Below are 18,271 nucleotides of genomic sequence, written 5' to 3' on the forward strand. Positions count from 1 at the left end.
TGTACAGAAACACGGCCTTTGCCTTTATTGCGGTGGACCGGCTACGGCATCTGTACCTTGTCCTGATACGTGAACTTGCGGTCGATTTTATCGAACGGCTTACCATCTACTTCGGCGTAGGGGTAGATAAAGTAGTTCAGCGGGTCGCCCTGTTGTGGGGGCGTCAGGGTCAGGTCGCGGCCGCGGGTGAATTCCACGCGGTTTTCATCGTGCGCGCCGAAAAAGTACTGGCGGCGGTCCGGGTTCTTGGCTGCCTCGGAAGCATCGACGGGCACCCAGCCAGTTTGCTTGGTGTAGAACTCAGCCCAGCAGTGGTAGCCCTGCACCTGGCCGCTCCCCCGCTCGGCGGGTAGGGGGAACCCGATGCTGAAACGCGCCGGGATACCCAGCGCCCGGCAATAGCCGATAAAAATAGCGTGGAAGTCGGTGCAGTTGCCGCGGCGGGCGTCGCAGGCGTAGTAGATGTCGCCGCGGCCCCAGCCCTGGCCGGTTTTGTCGTACTGCACGGTGCTGACTACGTGGTTGTAGATGGCGCGGGCTTTTTCGAGGTCAGTTTTGGCGTTGGCCTTGGTCACTACCTCCGTGGCCCAGGTCTTGATCTGGGCATCAATGGGCACGAGGCGGTCGGGTTGGAGCCACCGGGCCATGTTGGGGTCATTCGCTTCGGCCTTGGTAGGCTTGCGACCCGCGCTCAAAAACGGATTCAGGTGCTCGCGACGCACGGCCTGAAACTGTAGCTTCACCGTGAAACCATCGGTTGGGGGCTGCGCCACGCGCAGGTGCACCATCTGGTTGTTGTAGGGGCCAGTCGCTATTTCGTAGCGATACGGCGAGGTGATGCTTACACCGATAATTTCCTGCGACTTATCGTCGTGCGGCACGGGAAGCCACAGGTCCAGATAGTGGGTGGTAGTGGGTAGGTCGTGGAGCGTGGCGGTGTATTCCACGGCTACCGTGCGGGTGCGAGGCGCCGTTGACGACGACTGCGCAAGCACCACAGATTGGCTGATAAGCCCTAGAGCGGCTACCAGGGTAGCCATCCGCGCCGGCCGGCGCGGTCCCCGTTCTCGAATTTTCACGTGTTGTTGAGTATAGTATATAAGGCCAAGGACCATTCCAGACAAAGATACAAGCAAATGGCCGTGCTCTTGGGAAACTGCTTCGGAACCAAGTACTTTCCCGAGAACGTTGGCACCTACCTGCTGGATATACCGTAACTTTAACTTCGTCTGTCAGTAAAGGGAGGCGGGCATCCTTTCGTTATATTCTTCTATGTTTTTGCTGCGGCCGCGTGTGTATTTTCTGGTAGGGCTGCTGCTGATGTTGAGCACGCTGTCGGTGGTGGCGCAGCAGGTGCGCTTTGCCGGGCGCGTCACGGAGGCTAAGTCCGGCAAGGCCGTGCCGTTTGCATCGGTGTTCGTGCCGGGCTCCAGTCAGGGCACCACAGCCGACGAAAACGGCCGTTTCACCCTCACTGTAGCACAACCCGTCGATTCGCTGGGCGCTTCGGCACTGGGTCTTACACCACTGAAAAAAGCCGTGGGCACGCAACCCACGCAGACCGTCAATTTCGCCTTGGGTGGCGGGGGCGGCTTCACGTTAGGTGAGGTAACGATACGCCCACCCGGCGAGGTCGAAAATCCGGCTTACCGTATTCTGCGGTTGGTTCAGGCGCACAAAAACGAAAACAACAAGCGCAGCCTCAACACCTACGATTTCGACAGCTACAACCGCCTCCAGGTGTTCCTGGCTAACATGCCCCGCGACCCGGAGGAGGGTAGCCTGTTCCAGCAGATTCAGGACGTGGCCGACAGCCTGGGCGCGCTGAGCGACACCACCAGCGGGCGGGTGGCCCTACCCATCTTCGCCTCCGAGGCCATTTCGCGCTTCTACGTGCAGTCGCAGCCGCGCCTGACTCGCGAGGAAATCCGGCACACGCAGATGCACGGCCTGGCCCCGCGCGAGGGCTCGGTGCTGTCGCAGATTATGGGCACCTCGTTTCAGGACTGGGATTTTTACCGCAACTGGCAGCAGTTGTTGGGTAAGGATTTCATCTCGCCCATTGCCGACGGCTGGAAATTCACCTACGAATACGAGCTGCAGGACTCGGTGTTCCTGGGCGCTGACTATTGCTACCGTATTGCCGTGGAGCCGCGCCGCCCCGCCGACCTGGCCTTTACGGGGCTGATTTGGATCAACGCCGAAACCTACGCCCTGCGCCGCGTGGATTTGAAGGTAAGTCCCTCCGTGAATCTCAATTTCGCCGACAACATTGTGGTGCAGCAGGACATGGTGGCCTCCTCGGCCGGGCCGGGCCTGCCGCGCCGCACGCACGTGGAACTGGGCGTGAAGCCCCTCAAGAAAAGTCCGGCTTTCCGGGCCGAGTTCACCACCATCAACTCCGATTTTGTGGTGAATCAGGAACGCCCGGCCGAGTTCTACAACCTGCCCATCGAAACCCTGGCCAGCGCCTACGAAACCCCGCCCGGTTTCTGGGAAGAAAACCGCCCCGATACGCTCACGGCCCGCGAGCAGGGCACCTTCGCTACCCTCGACTCGGTGCAGCGCCTACCCGAGGTGCGCACGGTGCTCGATATCATGGACATTGCCGTGAATGGTTACTACCGTGCGGGCAAGCTGGACCTGGGACCGGTGCTGAGCACCTACGCCTTCAACAGCATCGAAGGCCACCGCTTTCAGCTCGGCTTTCGGACCACGCCCGCCATTAGCCGCAACTGGCTGCTGCGCACCTACCTGGCCTACGGCACCCGCGACGGCCGCTTCAAGTACGGCGCGCAGATCAGTCGCATTCTGGACCGCCGCACCTGGACAGTAGCCACCGTAGAGCGTCGGCACGATATCGAGCAGATTGCCCTCCTGGACAATGCTTACGCGCTGGAAAACCCATTGTTTGAGGCCTCAGCGCGCTTGGGTAACATTCGTAGCAGCCGGCCGCTACTGCGCGAGCTGAGCAGCGTATCCCTGCAAAGCGACCTGTTCCGGGGCTTTACGCAGAAGGTGATTCTTCGCCACCAGCAGTTCCGTCCGCTCTACCCCTTTGCTTACTATACCGATGTGCCCGCGCCTGGTGCCCCCACCGAAGACAATTTTACTTTGTCGGAAGTTGTGGTGGAGTCGCGCTACGCCCGCGACCAGGTGCTGGTGCAGAGTCAGACGCAAAACCGCCGCTACTCTATTGGGCTGATGCGCTGGCCAGTGTTTACGCTCCGCTACACGGTGGGCCTCAACAACGTGCTGGGTAGCGATTTCAAATACCAAAAGCTGAATTTTCTGGTAACGCAAAGTGTGAAATTAGGCCAGCTCGGCCGCACCGATTACATTTTGGACGCGGGCTACATTCCGAGCACGGTGCCCTACCCCCTGCTCAAAAACCACCTCGGCAACCAAACGCCATTTTACAATGCCGGCGCCTATAATCTGATGCGGTACTTTGAGTTTGTGAGCGACAAATACGTGGCGCTCAAGCTCGAAAACCACTTGGATGGCTTTCTTATCAATAGCGTGCCGCTGCTGCGCAAGCTGAACTGGCGCCTACTGGTAACTGGCAACGTGCTATATGGGGGAATCAGCAGGGCTAACCGGGCCATCAACCCCACCGAAAACCAGTTTGGTGAGCCGCTCCCTACCTTCCAGGCGCTAGGCCGGGCACCCTATGCCGAGCTAGGCTATGGCGTTGAGAATATCTTTAGGGTAGTGCGTGTCGATTTCATTCACCGCCTCACCTACCGCGACTCCCCCGGCGCTCGGAATTTCGGCGCTAAAGTCAGCTTTCAGTTCAAGCTGTGATTCTGTGCTAAACGCGCTGTCATCCTGAGCTTGCGAAGGACCTTCTCACGCATGAAAGATACTCGTAACAACGACTTGTTCATGCGTGAGAAGGTCCTTCGCAAGCTCAGGATGACAAATAAAAAAAACAACCTCTACTTCGCGCGCATATCCAGCGTGCTGAGCAGGTCTTTCACTGCTTGGTTCAACTTTGGGTTGCTGCGTAGGCGGTTGTTTAGCTGAGGGTCGGTTTCGAGGGTACCGAAGTAGGTGGCAAAGCTGGAGTTTTGCAGCCGTGCCCGCACGCCAGCCTTTTCGCGCGAGCTAAGCCCAGCCATCCACTGCGCATAGGTAGGGCGCAACTGCTGCGCCTGCTGACGCAATGGAGCGCCTTCCTTCTGCAAAGTGGCAATGGCCTCGGCATCGTTGGTCGCCGATAAAGCCCGTTGGACTACGGCCATCATATCAGCTCCCAGTCGATTGAATTTCGTTTCGGCTGGGTTTTGCTGATAATGCTCAACGGCAGTAGGTCCGGCTGTTGTTGGGACTTCGGGCACGGCTACCAGCAGCGCCAACGTAAGCAGAGGGAAATAGGTCATGGGCGGGAGAGAAGAAGGGAAGGAGCTGAACCGTGGTTCTTTAACACAAACGAAATATAGCGGCAAACGGATTCTGTAGCCTATGCTCTGCTAATTTTGTTTCTTCGCAGGTATGAAGAAGCCCTCGCCTCCAAAGCGCTCTAACATCTACCTACCCGAAAACACTTTTGAACGCTGGACAGCCGATCAGCTCAAGGTAGAGACTGAATGGGAGCAGTGCTTATTTGTTGATTGCAACTTCACGGAAGCAGATTTGCGACATAAGCGCTTCATCGACTGCCGCTTCGAGCGATGCAACCTTTCGCTGGCTACCCTCACCGGTGCGGGCCTACAGGGCGTGCAGTTTATAGAGTGCAAGCTCACGGGCGTACAATTCGCAGCCTGCCAGGATATGCTGTTTAGCGTCGATTTCGACAAATGCCAGCTGCACTACGCCAGCTTCGCGGGCAAGAAGCTGCGGGGCACCTCCTTCCGGCATTGCTCCTGCACCGAAGCCGACTTCACCCAGGCTGACCTCAGCAACGCTTCATTTGCGCACGCTACCCTCGGCCGAGCAATTTTTCACTACACGCAGCTCAGCGGCGCCGATTTCACCACTGCCACCGATTTCACCATCGACCCGGAGAATAATCCGTTGCGCAGTGCCCGTTTCACAGTAGCCGGACTTGTAGGTCTGGTTGGCAAATATGATTTGGTGATAGAGTAGGCCGTCTTTAGTTCAGCCACACCTCTGCTACCACAGCAAAACGTTGCGGCCCGAAGGCATTATAGTAGGGCGCTTCGCCTTCGAAATTCAGCACGTGCACCAGCTCCATGCCTTCCAGACGGCTGGGCACCACGCGGATAGGGTACAGCGTGCCCTCCTCGGGCCAGTCGCCGCGGTGGTTGAGGGGACGGTCGGAGGCATCGGTGCAATACGCATAGTGCACGACCGGCAGGTGCCGGGTGGCCGCGGCCATATCCAGGTTAGCTACTTCGTGTGACATAAGCATGGGGATAAGATGCCTGTAAAAACCCTATTCCTTCCGAATAGTTTCCTGCCGCGCTTGGCAGGCCTACAGGCAAGTAACGGAAATAAAGAAAAAGGCCAAACGATTCTTGTGAATCATTTGGCCTTTTCTCGAGGTAGCGGGGACTGGACTCGAACCAGTGACCTTTGGGTTATGAGCCCAACGAGCTACCAACTGCTCCACCCCGCACTGTTTGGTGATGCAAATGTAGGAATTTTATCGATAAAGCACACTTTACAGTTACAAAAACCTGTAATTAATTACTGAACACCTGATTATCAAATCGTTATTTTTTTAAACTAACCTACCATCAAAACCGGCTCGTGATGCCAAAGTGAATTTTGGAAGCATTTAAGGAGAAGGATTGGTCGCGGGTGCGCCCCACGGAATACACGAACTGAAACAGGCCGGCGCCGGTGCGGAAGCTCAGGCCGGCACCCAGCCCCGTGGGGGCATCTTGTCGGAAATCGTTGGTGAGGTCGCGGCGGATGTAGGCTTGGTCCACGAACAGGAATACGTAGGCCTCGTTGCCTGTAAATTGCCGGAACTCGGCGGTGCCCACGGCATATTGACTAGCGTAGAAGTTGAACTCGTTGAAGCCCCGCAGGGTAGCCAAACCGCCTACCCGGTATAGGTCGTTTAGGAACAGGCGTTGGTTGAACAGCGCCTCGCCGTGCACCCGCGTGAGCAGCACGCCTTGTGAGCCCACGCGGTAGTAGCGCTCGGCGCGGCCGCTCATCCCTACCTGCGTGGAGCGCAGGGCTAGTCCTGCGTACAGCTCCTCGTTCAACTCAGGGTTGCGGCTGATGCGCTTGTTGCCCACATTGCCTTGCACGGCCACTAGCACGCCCCGGCGCGGAAACAGCAGATCATCAAGAGAGTTCCAGGTGTAGCTGAGGCCATAATTGGTGTATTCGGAGTCGATGTTGTCGGGGAGAGTAGTGCGCGTGTCCAGCAGCGTATCGAGCAGGCGGGAGCTGCGCAACTCCGTAAAAACGGTGAGGCGCCCTGCTCGCGGCGTGGGGTAGGTAACCTGGAGGCGCGGCCGGATGGTCAGGAAGGCGTCGTTTTGTCGGTATAGGTTGAACGTGCCGGCCACTTCCAGCGGCGTACCGAAGAAATTGGGGTGCACATACTGCGCATCCAACTGCTGGGAAGCCGCGTCTACCTTCCGCCACTGCAACCCCAGTTGCTTGCCGCCGCCTTTGATGTTGCGCAGGTTGATGGTGACGTCGCCGGTGAGCTGCACGCGGTTTTGGGTGGCCGTGGGGTTGGGATTGGGCAGCACGCCCACAATGGCATCGAACTGGTTGGCCGAGCGGTCAGCCAGCAGCAGGTACACCCGCGCCCTACCCCTGGCAAAGCGCACCTCGGGCTCGGCCTTCACTTGCAGGTAGGGCAGCTGGCGCAACAGCTGGGCGGCCGCCTCTACCCGTTGCTGACTGAAAGGCTGATTGGGAAATATTTGCAGGTATTTGATCAGGAAGTTGCGCCGCGTTTTGGTGGCGCCAATCACTTCCAGTGAGTCGAAAACGATGACCGGGCCGCGGTCCAGCACCACCCGGCCGTCCACTTCGTTGCCCCGCAGCTCCACCGAATCGAGGCGTACGGTGGCGAAGGGGTAGCCCTGGTTCTCGGCCTCGGCCAGAATACGCTCCTGCAAGCGGGTCCACTCCCCGGGCACGAAGGGGCGGCCCGTGAAAAACCGCTCCCGGTAGCCAGCGCGCGTTAACAGGGCGTCGCCGAGGTTGCCGTTGCGCAGGCGTGCCCACCGAAACTGTTCGCCTACGTATAAATCGGCCAACAGCGTATCGCGCGACCAGTGCAGCTGGTCGGCGGAGGCCGTGAGGTAGGCATTAGCTTGCAGGGCCAGCACCACCTCGCGCACAGTGCGCAGGGCCGTGAGCGAATCGGGCGCCGTGGGGCGGTAGCGGTAGCGGCGCAACACGGCCTGGTCGGCGGCATCGGCCGTGCGCAGGCGCACAAACCGAGGAATTTTGCGCGGCATGCGGCGCTTGGCGGTGGAGTCGGGCGCAGTTGCCTTGGGCGGTAGCGGGGGCGTTTGTAGGCCTGGCTGGTTGGGTAGGGTAGGGGTCACCTGCGCCCATACCGAGGTTGCCTGGCTGCTCAGCAGCCAGCCCACTAGGCAGAACACAAGGACACGAACGTACATTTGTAGGCTGATAACGTCGGCGCAACGCGCTTCCTTTCAAAAAGTCAGCCTAAAGTTACCTTTCCATTGTTGGTTGTGTTGTAGGTGAACAACGTCATTTCGGACAGCGGGAGAAATCTCGCCTGCCACGCTAACTCAACCATTAGGAAATTACTGGAAGCACGCGAGGTTTCTCTTCTCTGCTTGATGCGCAGAATGGTCGAAATGACGTTCTTCTGCTCCAATTACTAACACATGTCCGGCCTTTACCTTCATATTCCTTTCTGCAAACAGGCCTGCCACTATTGCGACTTCCATTTCAGCACCTCTATGGCGCTGAAAAGTCGGTTTGTGGAGGCCTTGACGCGGGAAATCCAGTTGCGCGCCGCCTACCTTGGCCCCTCCCCTACCCTCCAAACCATCTACCTGGGCGGGGGCACGCCCTCGTTGCTGACGGCCGCCGAGCTAGACACGATTTTCGCGGCCATTTACCAGCAGTTTGCGGTAGCGCCCGACGCCGAAATCACGCTGGAAGCCAACCCCGACGACCTCACGCCTACCAAACTGCGAGAGTTGGCAGCCTCACCCATCAACCGCCTGAGCATTGGGTTGCAGAGCTTCCACGAGCCGCACCTGCGCCTGATGAACCGTGCCCACTCGGCCCAGGAGTCTGGCCAGGCGGTGCGGGCGGCGCAGGATGCGGGTTTCGAGAATATTTCGGTGGATCTGATTTACGGAGTGCCTGCCCCTACCCACGCCTTGTGGGAGCAGGACATGGCCGCGGCCTTTGCGCTGGGAGTGCCGCACCTGTCGTGCTACGCCCTTACAATCGAGCCGGGTACCGTGTTTGGGCATCGCCTGAAAAAAGGCACCATGCAGGCACCGCCCGATGAGTTTGTGGCGCAGCAATTCGAGTTGCTCCTCACCGAAATGGCCCGGCACGGCTATCAGCAGTACGAAATCAGCAACTTCTGCCAGCCCGGCCGCGAGTCGCGCCACAACTCGGCCTACTGGCGCGGCGTGCCCTACCTGGGGCTGGGACCGAGCGCGCACTCCTTCGACGGCCACACCCGGCAGTACACCGTGGCCAACAACGCCCGCTACGTAACGGCGGTGCTGGAGCACGACGAGGTGCCGGCCACCGTGGAAAACCTCTCTGCCCAGGACCGCGCCAACGAGTACCTGATGACTAGCCTGCGCACCGCCCGCGGCTGCGACCTAGCGCACCTGCGCGACACCCTGGGCGTGGACCTACCCGCGCAGCATGGCCCCTACCTCCGGCAATTGCAAACCGACGGCTGGGCCACGCTACACCACGACGTGCTGGTCCTTACTGACCAAGGCAAGCTGCTGGCCGATCATATCACGCTGGCACTGTTTCAGTAGCGTTGCGGCGCTCATCTATTTTCGGTGAATTCAAGAAATTCGGCGTAAATCTGTAGTAATGGAACGCTTGATAGATGCTTTGGCGGACAACGCCGATTTCTTTGTGGAGCAGGTACAGATTACGGCCATCGTGTTCGACAACACGAATGACGTAACGGTATGGGCTACCACGTTTTTCGACAACACTCTGTATTTCTTTCATTTGGGCTTGCAGTTTCAGTCGCTGGATCTGCTGCTGCGCTTGGCCGGCGACCGGACCGAGGCCCTACAGGAACAGGTAGCCGAAGCCCTGGCCACCGTAACGGAGTGGCCCTGCCTGCTCGAATACAATACCTCCGAAGCGCCCCCCGTGCCCCTACCTGGCGTAGCGCTCAAACTGGCCTGCACCTACCCCGCCGATGGTCCGGACGACGAGGAAGAAGAAATTTCATTTGTGCAGCTACCCTCGGATGTTGATGAGTCGGAAGAGTTTGAGGAAGAAGAAGAGGATTTTGACGACGAGCGTCCTCACAATATTTTCTACCTCGAAGGCATCTTCCTGCGCCTGGAGCCCTAACTACGGATTAGCGTGGATTCATCGGATTACACGGATTTTTTGGCCAATCCCGCCAAACAACCACTACCTAATTCTCCCACAAAATCTGTGTAATCTGATGAATCCGAGCGAATCCGTGGTTCAGACATCATCTGCGATGAAGGTATACCTGCTACCGGGACTGGGCGCCGATGAACGCATTTTCCGCTACTTGCAGCCGCGCTTGCACGCCGGAACCCAGGTGTTACAGTGGCTTACACCCGAGCCGCACGAAACCCTACCCCACTACGTAGCCCGTATGGCTGAGCGGGTGGCGGAAGACGAGCCATGCCTGCTGGTGGGCGTATCGTTTGGCGGAGTAGTGGCCCTAGAAATGTGCCGGCTGCGGCCTCTGGCCCGTCCCGTACTCATTAGCAGCATTCCAGATGCCGACTGCCTACCGCCGCTCCTACGCATTATCCGCAATACGGGCGTGTATAAGTTGGTGCCGCCGCAATTGTTGAAGCTGCTACCCCGCGTGGGGCAGTGGTATTTCGATATCAGCAACGGCGAAGCGTATCAGCTGTTCCGCGAGATTCTGCGCGATATGGAACCTGTGTATACTCGTTGGGCCATCCATCGGCTGCTGCACTGGGACAGCACTGATATTGGTCAGGGCGTGCAGATACTGGGCACCCGCGACCGGGTGTTCCCGCCCGGCCCCTCCTCCGTCGACTACCTCATTCCCGGCGGCGGCCACTTCATGGTGCTTACGCACGCTGAGGAAATCAGCGTTATTTTGAATGGGATGCTGAAGTCAGCAAGTCACTTGTTATAAAAGGCGCCTGTCATTCTCTAATTGTCATCCTGAGCTTGCGAAGGACCTTATTACGTTAGAACGATGATCATAACAACAACTCGTTCTAACGTAATAAGGTCCTTCGCAAGCTCAGGATGACAATTAGAGAATGACAGGCAATTTACAATTTCACTATTCCACCACATGCTCGCTACCTACCCCTACCACGGCCGCACATACTCTTTCGACCCTAGCGCGCCGTTGGATATTTCCCTACCCTTGGCGCCTGGCCTAGAGCAGGTGAACTGTTTCTGGGCCGAGCCGGTGGAGGTAGAAACCATCCGAGTAGGCGATTTTGTAGGCAGCGTAGCCGAAGGGGGTAGCACTAACTACAAGCGCGTGCACCTCACACCTCACGGCAACGGCACGCATACGGAGTGTTACGGCCATATCTCGGCCGAGCCGGATGCATTACTCAGCAATTGCTTACGCCGCTTTCTGTTTGTGGCCCGGCTGGTATCGGTGCAGCTACGCCCTCTACCCAACGGCGACCAGGTAGTGCTGCTGGCCGACGTGCAGCGCGAGTTGGAGAAAGGCCCCGACGCAGCCATCATGCCCGAGGCGCTTGTATTGCGCACCTTGCCCAACCATCGGGCAAAGCGTACTCGTCATTACTCTGGCACCAACCCTACCTATCTGGAGCCTGCCTTAGCACACTACCTCGCCAAGCGCCACATAGAGCATCTATTAGTAGACCTGCCCAGCGTAGACCGCGAGGAGGATGGCGGCCAGTTAATGGCCCACCATGCCTTTTGGCAGTATCCTCACGCTACGCGGCATACGGCCACCATCACGGAACTGATCTTTGTGCCTGATGCGGTGGAGGATGGCCTCCACCTACTCAATCTGCAAATTACAAGTCTGGTGCTGGACGCCAGTCCTAGCAAACCCATCCTCTACGCACTTTTGAAATAGCACTTGGTAAGCCCACAATGCGCAAAGGGGCCATCCATGTGGATGGCCCCTTTGGGTATAATCAACTGTTACTATCTACTCGGCAGCAGCGGCGTTGGCCGAAGTGGTTACTTCCGAAGCAACTACTTCACCAGGAACAACCGATACGAACGAACGGTCGCCACGGCCCTTGCGGAACTGTACCGTGCCGTCGATCATAGCGAACAGGGTGTGGTCCTTGCCGATACCCACGTTCTGGCCGGGGTGGTGCTTGGTACCACGCTGACGCACGATGATGTTGCCGGAGATGATGCTCTGACCACCGTAGATTTTCACGCCAAGGCGCTTGCTATGCGATTCGCGGCCGTTGTTAGACGAGCCGACACCTTTCTTGTGTGCCATGTTTTTTTAAGCTTTTAGCTAGTGGCTGTAGGCCGTTAGCTTTCTGTGTAAAGCGCAAGCTAGTCAAATTGCCTGCTAACGGCTAAAAGCCATCAGCTAACAGCTATTGAAAAACTAGCCGATGCTGTTGATTTGTACTTTGGTGTAGTCCTGACGGTGACCGTTCAACTTGCGGTGACCTTTACGACGCTTCTTCTTGAACACCAATACTTTGTCGCTCTTTACGTGCGCCAGAATGGTACCCGTTACTTTCACGTCCAGGGTGGGAGCACCAATGGAGATGGTGCCGTTATCATCGGTCAGCAGGGCATTGCCCAGCTCTACCGAGTCGCCGACGTTGCCAGCCAGCTTGTGGGTGTAAACGAACTTGTCGGCTTCGACCTTGGTCTGCTTGCCAGCTATATCGACGATTGCGTACATCAGTGTCTTCGCGGTTTCTGAAAAATGGAAGGCAAAAGTACGCCGTTAAATTCATAATTGCAAGCCTAACTCGCTAATCTTCATTTACTCGCCTTTTGCCAGCGCTGATTTTTACCTGGCCTTTATGTGTAAACCTTCTATTAAGGAACACGCGAATACGAATTTTGTGGATAAACTACATTGTCCACACTCAAAATGTGGATAACTATTCTCTATTTGATAAGATTAGCTTTTTTCACTATCCCATTTCGAGAAAAACGCTCATCTGTTGAAATAGACCATACTAAAAAATTAACATACAAAAAATAACGTTCCACGGCCCGGTTCGGAAGCAGGTCGCCTATCTTTGAAGAAATGGTAAGTGCCCCACTCACCATTTTTGCAACAACCTTGTGCTTTTTGGCGTGTTGCATTACCGACCAGCTTGGCTGGTATCGTATCCTTACTCTGCTACTACTTACTTCAGCTTATGGAACCCTTACTGACCGAAAATCCCAACCGTTTCGTGCTGTTTCCCATTCAGCACAACGATATGTGGCAGATGTACAAGCAGGCAGAAGCCTCGTTCTGGACTGCCGAGGAAATTGACCTGGGTCAAGACCAAAAGGACTGGGATAATTTGAATGATGGCGAGCGGCACTTCATCTCCCACGTGCTGGCCTTCTTCGCCGCTTCCGATGGCATCGTAAACGAAAACCTGGCCGTCAACTTCATGCAGGAAGTGCAGTCGGCAGAAGCGCGCTGCTTCTATGGCTTCCAGGTGATGATGGAAAACATCCACTCTGAAACCTACTCGCTGCTGATTGACACCTATGTTAAAAATCCGCAGGAAAAAGACCGTCTGTTCAACGCGCTGGAAACCGTACCATGCGTGAAGAAGAAGGGCGACTGGGCCATTAAGTGGATCAACTCCGAGAATTTCACCGAGCGCCTGATTGCCTTTGCGGCCGTGGAAGGCATCTTCTTCTCGGGCTCGTTCTGCTCTATTTTCTGGTTGAAAAAGCGTGGTTTGATGCCCGGCCTGACCTTCAGCAACGAGCTGATTTCGCGCGACGAAGGCCTGCACTGCGACTTCGCCTGCTTGCTCTACCGTGACCACCTCAACAACAAGCTGCCCGAGGCCCGCGTGCAGGAAATCATCCGCGACGCGGTGAGCATTGAGCAGGAGTTCGTGACCGACGCCTTACCCGTCAACCTGATTGGTATGAACTCCACTACCATGTCGCAGTACATCGAGTTTGTGGCCGACCGCCTGCTGGTGGCGCTGGGCTGCGGCAAGATCTACAACGCCACCAACCCCTTCGATTTCATGGAGATGATTTCGTTGCAGGGTAAGACTAACTTCTTCGAGAAGCGCGTGGCTGAATACCAGAAAGCTGGCGTGATGAGCGAGCGAAACGACAACGTTTTCTCGCTGGACGAGGACTTTTAATTTTAGCTATTCCTGCCCTAGCTAATAGCTGCTATTAGGCAACTTTTTTCGCCTGTCATCCTGAGCGGAGCGAAGGACCTTCTCACGGTAGAACGAGTCGTTGGTACGATGGTTTTTCTACTGTGAGAAGGTCCTTCGCTCCGCTCAGGATGACAGGCGTTTTTTGTGCCTACCCTACCCTACCCTACCCTACCCTACCCTACCCTACCCTACCTCCAAAAACTCCCATTGCGGATTTTGCGTCGCAATCAGGGCGTCTTTCTTTGCTCGGGTCCAGCCTTTCAGCTCTTTCTCGCGGGCAATGGCCGCTTTGCTGTCGGTGTATTCCTCGAAGTATAGCAGGTTATAGCAGAAGTAGCGCCCGGCGAAGGTTTGGGTGGTGCCACGGTTCTCGTAGTGCTGCGCGATGCGGTTGCGGAGGTCGTTGGTGATGCCGATGTAGAGGACGTTGCGGGCGGGGTTGGTGGTGATATAGATGTAGTAGGGCATGAAGTCTTTCTAGTTTGCATCCTGAGCATGTGGCGCATCAAGCCAGTGTCGAAGGACCTTCTCACGTCAACATGAGTCGTTGTTACGATGGTCGTTCTAGCGTGATAAGGTCCTTCGCTCCGCTCAGGATGACAGGTGGTTTCAAAAGGTAATATAACAACGACTCGTGCTGACGTGAGAAGGTCCTTCGACACTGGCTTGATGCGCCACATGCTCAGGATGACAGGTAGTTTTGAAAGGTAATGTACCAACAACTCGTTCTGCGGGCATAAGGTCCTTCGCAAGCTCAGGATGACAGACGATTTTCGGCGGTTCCTCTACGCTACGCCTACCTCCTACAATACCATTCCTCCCGCAAACTCGCAACCCTATTTTACTAGCAATATTTCATTGCTATATTCTTTAGTTTCTATGCAAAAAGCGGCTGAGCACTACCGCTTTGCGATTATGTGGAAAACTTCTAAAGGAAAGGTTTGTCCTACACCTTCGAGACGAATATCTTCCGACTATCAATAGTCGAAAAGTTCCTTCGGCTCACCTTTTCTCGAATCAGTGCCTGCGCCCCTCCAGGGTAGGGCTTCGCTTATCCTAACCCATCAAACCGCTACGCCTATGTTGGTAATCAAACGCGACGGTCGCCGCGAATCCGTGAAATTCGATAAAGTAACGGCCCGCATTGAAAAGCTCTGCTACGGGCTGAATATGGATTTCGTGTCGCCGATTGAGGTGGCCAAGAAGGTGATTGACGGTATTTACGACGGCGTGACCACCGTGGAGCTGGACAACCTGGCCGCCGAAACCGCTGCATCGCTCACCACCAAGCACCCCGACTACGCCATTCTGGCCGCTCGCATTGCCGTGAGCAACCTGCATAAGGTGACCTCGAAGTCGTTTTCGAGCACCATGAAGCGCCTCTACACCTACGAGGACCCCAAGAATGGCGAAAATGCCTCGCTGCTGGCCAAGGACGTGTGGGAAGTGATTCACAACCACGCGCACACGCTGGACTCGGCCATCATTTACGACCGCGACTACAACTACGACTTCTTCGGCTTCAAGACGCTGGAGCGTTCCTACCTGCTGCGCCTCGATGGCAAGATTGTGGAGCGCCCCCAGCACATGCTGATGCGCGTATCGGTAGGCATTCACAAGAACGACATCGACTCGGTTATCAAGACCTACAACATGATGTCGGAGCGGTGGATGACGCACGCTACGCCTACCCTGTTCAACGCGGGCACGCCCAAGCCGCAGATGTCGTCGTGCTTCCTGCTCACGATGAAGGACGACTCGATTGAGGGCATCTACGACACGCTGAAGAATTGCGCGTTGATTTCACAATCGGCGGGTGGTATTGGTCTGGCGGTGCACAACGTGCGCGCTACCGGCTCCTACATCAAAGGCACCAACGGCAACTCCAACGGCCTGGTGCCCATGCTGAAGGTGTTCAACGATACGGCCCGCTACGTGGACCAGGGCGGCGGCAAGCGCAAAGGCGCTTTCGCCATCTACCTGGAGCCCTGGCACGCCGACATCTTCGACTTCCTGGACCTGAAGAAGAATCACGGCAAGGAGGAAAACCGCGCCCGCGACCTGTTCTACGCCCTCTGGACGCCCGACCTCTTCATGAAGCGCGTGGAGGAAAACGGCACCTGGACGCTGATGTGCCCCCACGAGTGCCCCGGCCTGGATACCACCTGGGGCCCCGAGTTTGAGCGCCTGTACACGCACTACGAGAAGGAAGGCCGCGGCCGCAAGACCATCAAGGCGCAGGAGCTGTGGTTTGCCATCTTGGAAAGCCAGACCGAGACCGGCACGCCCTACATGCTGTTCAAGGATGCTGCCAACGGCAAGAGCAACCAGCAGAACCTAGGTGTAATTAAGTCCTCGAACCTGTGCACCGAGATTATGGAGTACACCGATAAGGACGAAATTGCGGTGTGCAACCTGGCCTCGCTGGCCCTCCCCCGCTACCTCGTAACCGACGCGCAGGGCAACACCACCTTCGACCACGACAAGCTCTACGAAGTAACGTATCAGACCACGCTGAACCTGAACAAGGTGATTGACGTGAACTACTACCCGGTGCCCGAAACGCAGCGCAGCAATTTCCGCCACCGCCCCATCGGGTTGGGCGTGCAGGGCCTCGCCGACACGTTTATTGCCCTGCGGATGCCGTTTGAAAGCGACGAAGCCAGCGGCCTGAACAAGGACATCTTCGAAACCATCTACTTCGCGGCCATGACGGCCTCGAAGGATTTGGCCATCAAGGAGGGCCACTACGAGACCTTCCCCGGCTCGCCGCTGAGCCAGGGCAAGTTCCAGTTCGATCTGTGGAACGTAACGCCCGACTCGGGCCGGTGGGACTGGGAAACGCTGCGCGCCGAGGTAGTGGAGCACGGCGTGCGCAACTCGCTGCTGGTAGCGCCTATGCCTACCGCCAGCACGGCGCAAATCCTGGGCAACAACGAATCGTTTGAGCCTTACACGAGCAACATTTACGTGCGGCGCGTGCTCTCCGGGGAGTTCATGGTCGTGAACAAGCACCTGCTGAAAGACCTGGTGGCCCTGAACTTGTGGAGCGACCAGATGAAGCAGGAAATTATTGCGGCCAACGGCTCGGTGCAGAACATCGACCGGATTCCGCAGCACATCAAGGACCTGTACAAGACGGTGTGGGAAATCTCGCAGCGCCGCATCATTGATATGTCGGCCGACCGGGGCGCGTACATCTGCCAGAGCCAGAGCCTGAACCTGCACGTGCAGAACGTGAACTTCGGCAAGCTCACCAGTATGCACTTCCACAGCTGGAAGCGCGGCCTGAAAACCGGCATGTACTACCTGCGCACCAAAGCCGCCGCCGACGCCATCAAGTTCACGGTGGAGAAACAAGCCGCCGAAACCCTGGAGCCGGTCTACGCCAACGTCGCCCAGAACCAAAGCGACATGAGCTGTTCATTGGATAATCCAGACGCCTGCGAGGCTTGCGGATCGTAGAGAAACTCTCACATTTATATCATTACTAATTATGGCAAGACAAATTCGTTCTGACATCAAGATTGGAAATCTTGAGAAAAAATTGGGTGTTCCCCCTGGAACATTTCGAAACCCAGATGGGCGTGATATGAGAAGTGATAAGCTTTTGGGAACGCTTAGAAAAGAATCTGAGAAACAAAATAAATAACGAAGAAGCAAGCCGGTATAAATCGGCTTGCTTTTTTTATTAGTAATATCTTATGAAAAAAGTTACAATTCTTACCGGCAACGGTTTAAACTACTTGATAGCAGGCATTATCAAAGGCTATCCATACAGCGGAGGCCAATTAGGTTCTTTAAAAGAATCAACATCTAGCAATATTTATTTAATAACAAAACTTTGGGAAGAGTTTGACGATGTATTTAAAGAACTATCAAAGGAATTAAACAATGTAAATCCAGAGGAATTGATAAGAATGGTTTACGCAGTAATAAATTTGTTCTCGAGTATAGATACCTTTGAAAAGGTTTTAGGGAGGGATAAAATTACTGAAATAAAAAAAGCATTCGATATTTTTTTAATAGACAAAATTATTCAAATAGCTGAGAAATTTAGACGACATGAAAATATAGATCAATATAAGGATGTAAGAAAATACTTCAGAAATTTTTCTGAAGCAGTAAATGAATATGCCCAAGAAAGCGAAACAGTTGTCAGTGTAGCGACTACGAATTATGATGGTTTGTTAGAAACTCTATTAGTTAGGGATAAAGAGGGGTATTCAACATCAGATGGTTTTAAAAAAGTCTCTAATGGTTCTGATCTGTTACATTTTGATCCTCTGAAATTTGATGAAAAAAAGATACATATTATGCACTTACATGGTTCCTATAAATACACAAAGCATCTCAATACTACTTATAAACTTATTGGAGTGAAGCAAAATGAGCGACCAGTTATGATATTTAATAATAAACATGTCAAAGAGAGCATTATAAAATCAGACAACGTTCTTTCTTACTACTTTAACAAATTCGAAAAAGATATATCAGAATCTCATCAACTAATAATATTAGGAAATTCCATGAAAACCGAACCACATATAAAAGCAGTTATTAAAAGGTTGCTACACCCCAACGCGAATGTCATGATATGTTCAGACAATCCACAAGCCGTCCATGATGAAATATTAGAATTTTTAAACAATCAGAATGTTATTCACATGAACACATTAGACATTCATACAGAAAGAGATTTTATAGATTTATTTAAAACATTCATGATAGAGTATTAAAAAAAATATTTAACTAATGGCACGGGGCACAGCCCCGCGCCAGTGTTGGTGGCCCAA

The 18,271-nt window shown here is 55.1% G+C and carries 18 protein-coding genes and 1 tRNA gene; 10 read left to right on the plus strand and 9 right to left on the minus strand.

Annotated elements, in window-relative coordinates; all coding sequences use genetic code 11:
- Positions 1-41: 41 nt before the first annotated feature.
- Complete coding sequence (locus F1C16_RS15945) at positions 42-1,079, minus strand: transglutaminase-like domain-containing protein (protein ID WP_258048936.1); 1,038 nt, start codon at positions 1,077-1,079, stop codon at positions 42-44.
- 193 nt (positions 1,080-1,272) lie between these two features.
- On the opposite strand from F1C16_RS15945, the gene F1C16_RS15950 reads away from it, so the two are divergent.
- On the plus strand, positions 1,273-3,807 hold the full coding sequence (locus tag F1C16_RS15950) for a DUF5686 family protein (RefSeq protein WP_185281611.1): 2,535 nt from the start codon (positions 1,273-1,275) through the stop codon (positions 3,805-3,807).
- Positions 3,808-3,941: 134 nt separating this feature from the next.
- Here the strand turns inward: F1C16_RS15950 and F1C16_RS15955 are convergent, their stop codons facing one another.
- A complete protein-coding gene (locus tag F1C16_RS15955; protein WP_185281612.1) occupies positions 3,942-4,385 on the minus strand; it encodes a hypothetical protein in 444 nt (147 codons plus the stop codon).
- 112 nt (positions 4,386-4,497) lie between these two features.
- Between F1C16_RS15955 and F1C16_RS15960 the strand changes: the two genes are divergently transcribed.
- Positions 4,498-5,091 carry a pentapeptide repeat-containing protein gene (locus F1C16_RS15960; RefSeq protein ID WP_185281613.1) on the plus strand — a complete coding sequence of 198 codons (594 nt, stop codon included), beginning with the start codon at positions 4,498-4,500 and terminating at the stop codon, positions 5,089-5,091.
- A 7-nt stretch (positions 5,092-5,098) separates the two neighbouring features.
- On the opposite strand, the gene F1C16_RS15965 is transcribed toward F1C16_RS15960, so the two are convergent.
- From F1C16_RS15965 to F1C16_RS15975, 3 genes are all read right to left on the minus strand, one after another.
- A complete protein-coding gene (locus F1C16_RS15965) occupies positions 5,099-5,371 on the minus strand; it encodes a hypothetical protein (RefSeq protein WP_185281614.1) in 273 nt (90 codons plus the stop codon).
- A 140-nt stretch (positions 5,372-5,511) separates the two neighbouring features.
- A tRNA-Met gene (locus F1C16_RS15970) sits at positions 5,512-5,584 on the minus strand.
- Between the two features lie 121 nt (positions 5,585-5,705).
- Positions 5,706-7,568: a BamA/TamA family outer membrane protein gene (locus F1C16_RS15975; protein ID WP_185281615.1), complete on the minus strand. Its 1,863-nt coding sequence runs from the start codon at positions 7,566-7,568 to the stop codon at positions 5,706-5,708.
- A gap of 234 nt (positions 7,569-7,802) precedes the next feature.
- Here F1C16_RS15975 and hemW point away from each other — a divergent pair, with 234 nt between their 5' ends.
- The 4 genes from hemW (at position 7,803) to F1C16_RS15995 (ending at position 11,221) form a co-directional block, all read left to right on the plus strand.
- Positions 7,803-8,933, plus strand: coding sequence for a radical SAM family heme chaperone HemW (hemW, locus tag F1C16_RS15980; RefSeq protein WP_185281616.1), 1,131 nt, complete (start codon positions 7,803-7,805; stop codon positions 8,931-8,933).
- A 58-nt stretch (positions 8,934-8,991) separates the two neighbouring features.
- The gene (locus tag F1C16_RS15985; RefSeq protein WP_185281617.1) at positions 8,992-9,489 is read left to right on the plus strand and encodes a hypothetical protein; all 498 of its coding nucleotides are present in this window, start codon (positions 8,992-8,994) and stop codon (positions 9,487-9,489) included.
- Positions 9,490-9,625: 136 nt separating this feature from the next.
- Entirely contained in the window at positions 9,626-10,285 is a 660-nt protein-coding gene (locus F1C16_RS15990) for an alpha/beta fold hydrolase (protein WP_185281618.1), read from the plus strand.
- Between the two features lie 165 nt (positions 10,286-10,450).
- The gene (locus F1C16_RS15995) at positions 10,451-11,221 is read left to right on the plus strand and encodes a cyclase family protein (protein ID WP_185281619.1); all 771 of its coding nucleotides are present in this window, start codon (positions 10,451-10,453) and stop codon (positions 11,219-11,221) included.
- A gap of 75 nt (positions 11,222-11,296) precedes the next feature.
- Here F1C16_RS15995 and rpmA read toward each other — a convergent pair whose 3' ends face one another.
- The 3 genes from rpmA to F1C16_RS16010 all read right to left on the minus strand — a co-directional run bounded on the left by rpmA (position 11,297) and on the right by F1C16_RS16010 (position 12,435).
- Entirely contained in the window at positions 11,297-11,602 is a 306-nt protein-coding gene (gene rpmA, locus F1C16_RS16000; protein WP_185281620.1) for a 50S ribosomal protein L27, read from the minus strand.
- A gap of 114 nt (positions 11,603-11,716) precedes the next feature.
- The gene (gene rplU / locus F1C16_RS16005; protein ID WP_185281621.1) at positions 11,717-12,022 is read right to left on the minus strand and encodes a 50S ribosomal protein L21; all 306 of its coding nucleotides are present in this window, start codon (positions 12,020-12,022) and stop codon (positions 11,717-11,719) included.
- Between the two features lie 212 nt (positions 12,023-12,234).
- A complete protein-coding gene (locus tag F1C16_RS16010) occupies positions 12,235-12,435 on the minus strand; it encodes a hypothetical protein (protein WP_185281622.1) in 201 nt (66 codons plus the stop codon).
- Positions 12,436-12,491: 56 nt separating this feature from the next.
- Here F1C16_RS16010 and F1C16_RS16015 point away from each other — a divergent pair, with 56 nt between their 5' ends.
- Complete coding sequence (locus F1C16_RS16015) at positions 12,492-13,454, plus strand: ribonucleoside-diphosphate reductase small subunit (RefSeq protein WP_185281623.1); 963 nt, start codon at positions 12,492-12,494, stop codon at positions 13,452-13,454.
- A 204-nt stretch (positions 13,455-13,658) separates the two neighbouring features.
- On the opposite strand, the gene F1C16_RS16020 is transcribed toward F1C16_RS16015, so the two are convergent.
- The gene (locus tag F1C16_RS16020) at positions 13,659-13,943 is read right to left on the minus strand and encodes a GIY-YIG nuclease family protein (RefSeq protein ID WP_185281624.1); all 285 of its coding nucleotides are present in this window, start codon (positions 13,941-13,943) and stop codon (positions 13,659-13,661) included.
- A gap of 612 nt (positions 13,944-14,555) precedes the next feature.
- Here F1C16_RS16020 and F1C16_RS16025 point away from each other — a divergent pair.
- From F1C16_RS16025 to F1C16_RS16035, 3 genes are read left to right on the plus strand one after another with little or no spacing between them, the layout of a single operon-like run.
- Entirely contained in the window at positions 14,556-16,940 is a 2,385-nt protein-coding gene (locus F1C16_RS16025; RefSeq protein ID WP_185281625.1) for a ribonucleoside-diphosphate reductase subunit alpha, read from the plus strand.
- A gap of 31 nt (positions 16,941-16,971) precedes the next feature.
- Complete coding sequence (locus F1C16_RS16030; protein WP_185281626.1) at positions 16,972-17,127, plus strand: hypothetical protein; 156 nt, start codon at positions 16,972-16,974, stop codon at positions 17,125-17,127.
- A 52-nt stretch (positions 17,128-17,179) separates the two neighbouring features.
- The gene (locus tag F1C16_RS16035) at positions 17,180-18,214 is read left to right on the plus strand and encodes an SIR2 family protein (RefSeq protein WP_185281627.1); all 1,035 of its coding nucleotides are present in this window, start codon (positions 17,180-17,182) and stop codon (positions 18,212-18,214) included.
- Positions 18,215-18,271: the final 57 nt, after the last annotated feature.

The organism is Hymenobacter sp. NBH84, assembly GCF_014217645.1.
Taxonomy (GTDB): domain Bacteria; phylum Bacteroidota; class Bacteroidia; order Cytophagales; family Hymenobacteraceae; genus Hymenobacter; species Hymenobacter profundi.

Excerpts from the sequence above, each read along its gene's own strand:
- F1C16_RS15950 (WP_185281611.1), top strand. The coding sequence starts at position 1,273 with ATGTTTTTGCTGCGGCCGCGTGTGTATTTTCTGGTAGGGCTGCTGCTG.
- F1C16_RS15955 (WP_185281612.1), bottom strand. The coding sequence starts at position 4,385 with ATGACCTATTTCCCTCTGCTTACGTTGGCGCTGCTGGTAGCCGTGCCC.
- F1C16_RS15960 (WP_185281613.1), top strand. The coding sequence starts at position 4,498 with ATGAAGAAGCCCTCGCCTCCAAAGCGCTCTAACATCTACCTACCCGAA.
- F1C16_RS15965 (WP_185281614.1), bottom strand. The coding sequence starts at position 5,371 with ATGTCACACGAAGTAGCTAACCTGGATATGGCCGCGGCCACCCGGCAC.
- F1C16_RS15975 (WP_185281615.1), bottom strand. The coding sequence starts at position 7,568 with ATGTACGTTCGTGTCCTTGTGTTCTGCCTAGTGGGCTGGCTGCTGAGC.
- hemW (WP_185281616.1), top strand. The coding sequence starts at position 7,803 with ATGTCCGGCCTTTACCTTCATATTCCTTTCTGCAAACAGGCCTGCCAC.
- F1C16_RS15985 (WP_185281617.1), top strand. The coding sequence starts at position 8,992 with ATGGAACGCTTGATAGATGCTTTGGCGGACAACGCCGATTTCTTTGTG.
- F1C16_RS15990 (WP_185281618.1), top strand. The coding sequence starts at position 9,626 with ATGAAGGTATACCTGCTACCGGGACTGGGCGCCGATGAACGCATTTTC.
- F1C16_RS15995 (WP_185281619.1), top strand. The coding sequence starts at position 10,451 with ATGCTCGCTACCTACCCCTACCACGGCCGCACATACTCTTTCGACCCT.
- rpmA (WP_185281620.1), bottom strand. The coding sequence starts at position 11,602 with ATGGCACACAAGAAAGGTGTCGGCTCGTCTAACAACGGCCGCGAATCG.
- rplU (WP_185281621.1), bottom strand. The coding sequence starts at position 12,022 with ATGTACGCAATCGTCGATATAGCTGGCAAGCAGACCAAGGTCGAAGCC.
- F1C16_RS16010 (WP_185281622.1), bottom strand. The coding sequence starts at position 12,435 with ATGCAACACGCCAAAAAGCACAAGGTTGTTGCAAAAATGGTGAGTGGG.
- F1C16_RS16015 (WP_185281623.1), top strand. The coding sequence starts at position 12,492 with ATGGAACCCTTACTGACCGAAAATCCCAACCGTTTCGTGCTGTTTCCC.
- F1C16_RS16020 (WP_185281624.1), bottom strand. The coding sequence starts at position 13,943 with ATGCCCTACTACATCTATATCACCACCAACCCCGCCCGCAACGTCCTC.
- F1C16_RS16025 (WP_185281625.1), top strand. The coding sequence starts at position 14,556 with ATGTTGGTAATCAAACGCGACGGTCGCCGCGAATCCGTGAAATTCGAT.
- F1C16_RS16030 (WP_185281626.1), top strand. The coding sequence starts at position 16,972 with ATGGCAAGACAAATTCGTTCTGACATCAAGATTGGAAATCTTGAGAAA.
- F1C16_RS16035 (WP_185281627.1), top strand. The coding sequence starts at position 17,180 with ATGAAAAAAGTTACAATTCTTACCGGCAACGGTTTAAACTACTTGATA.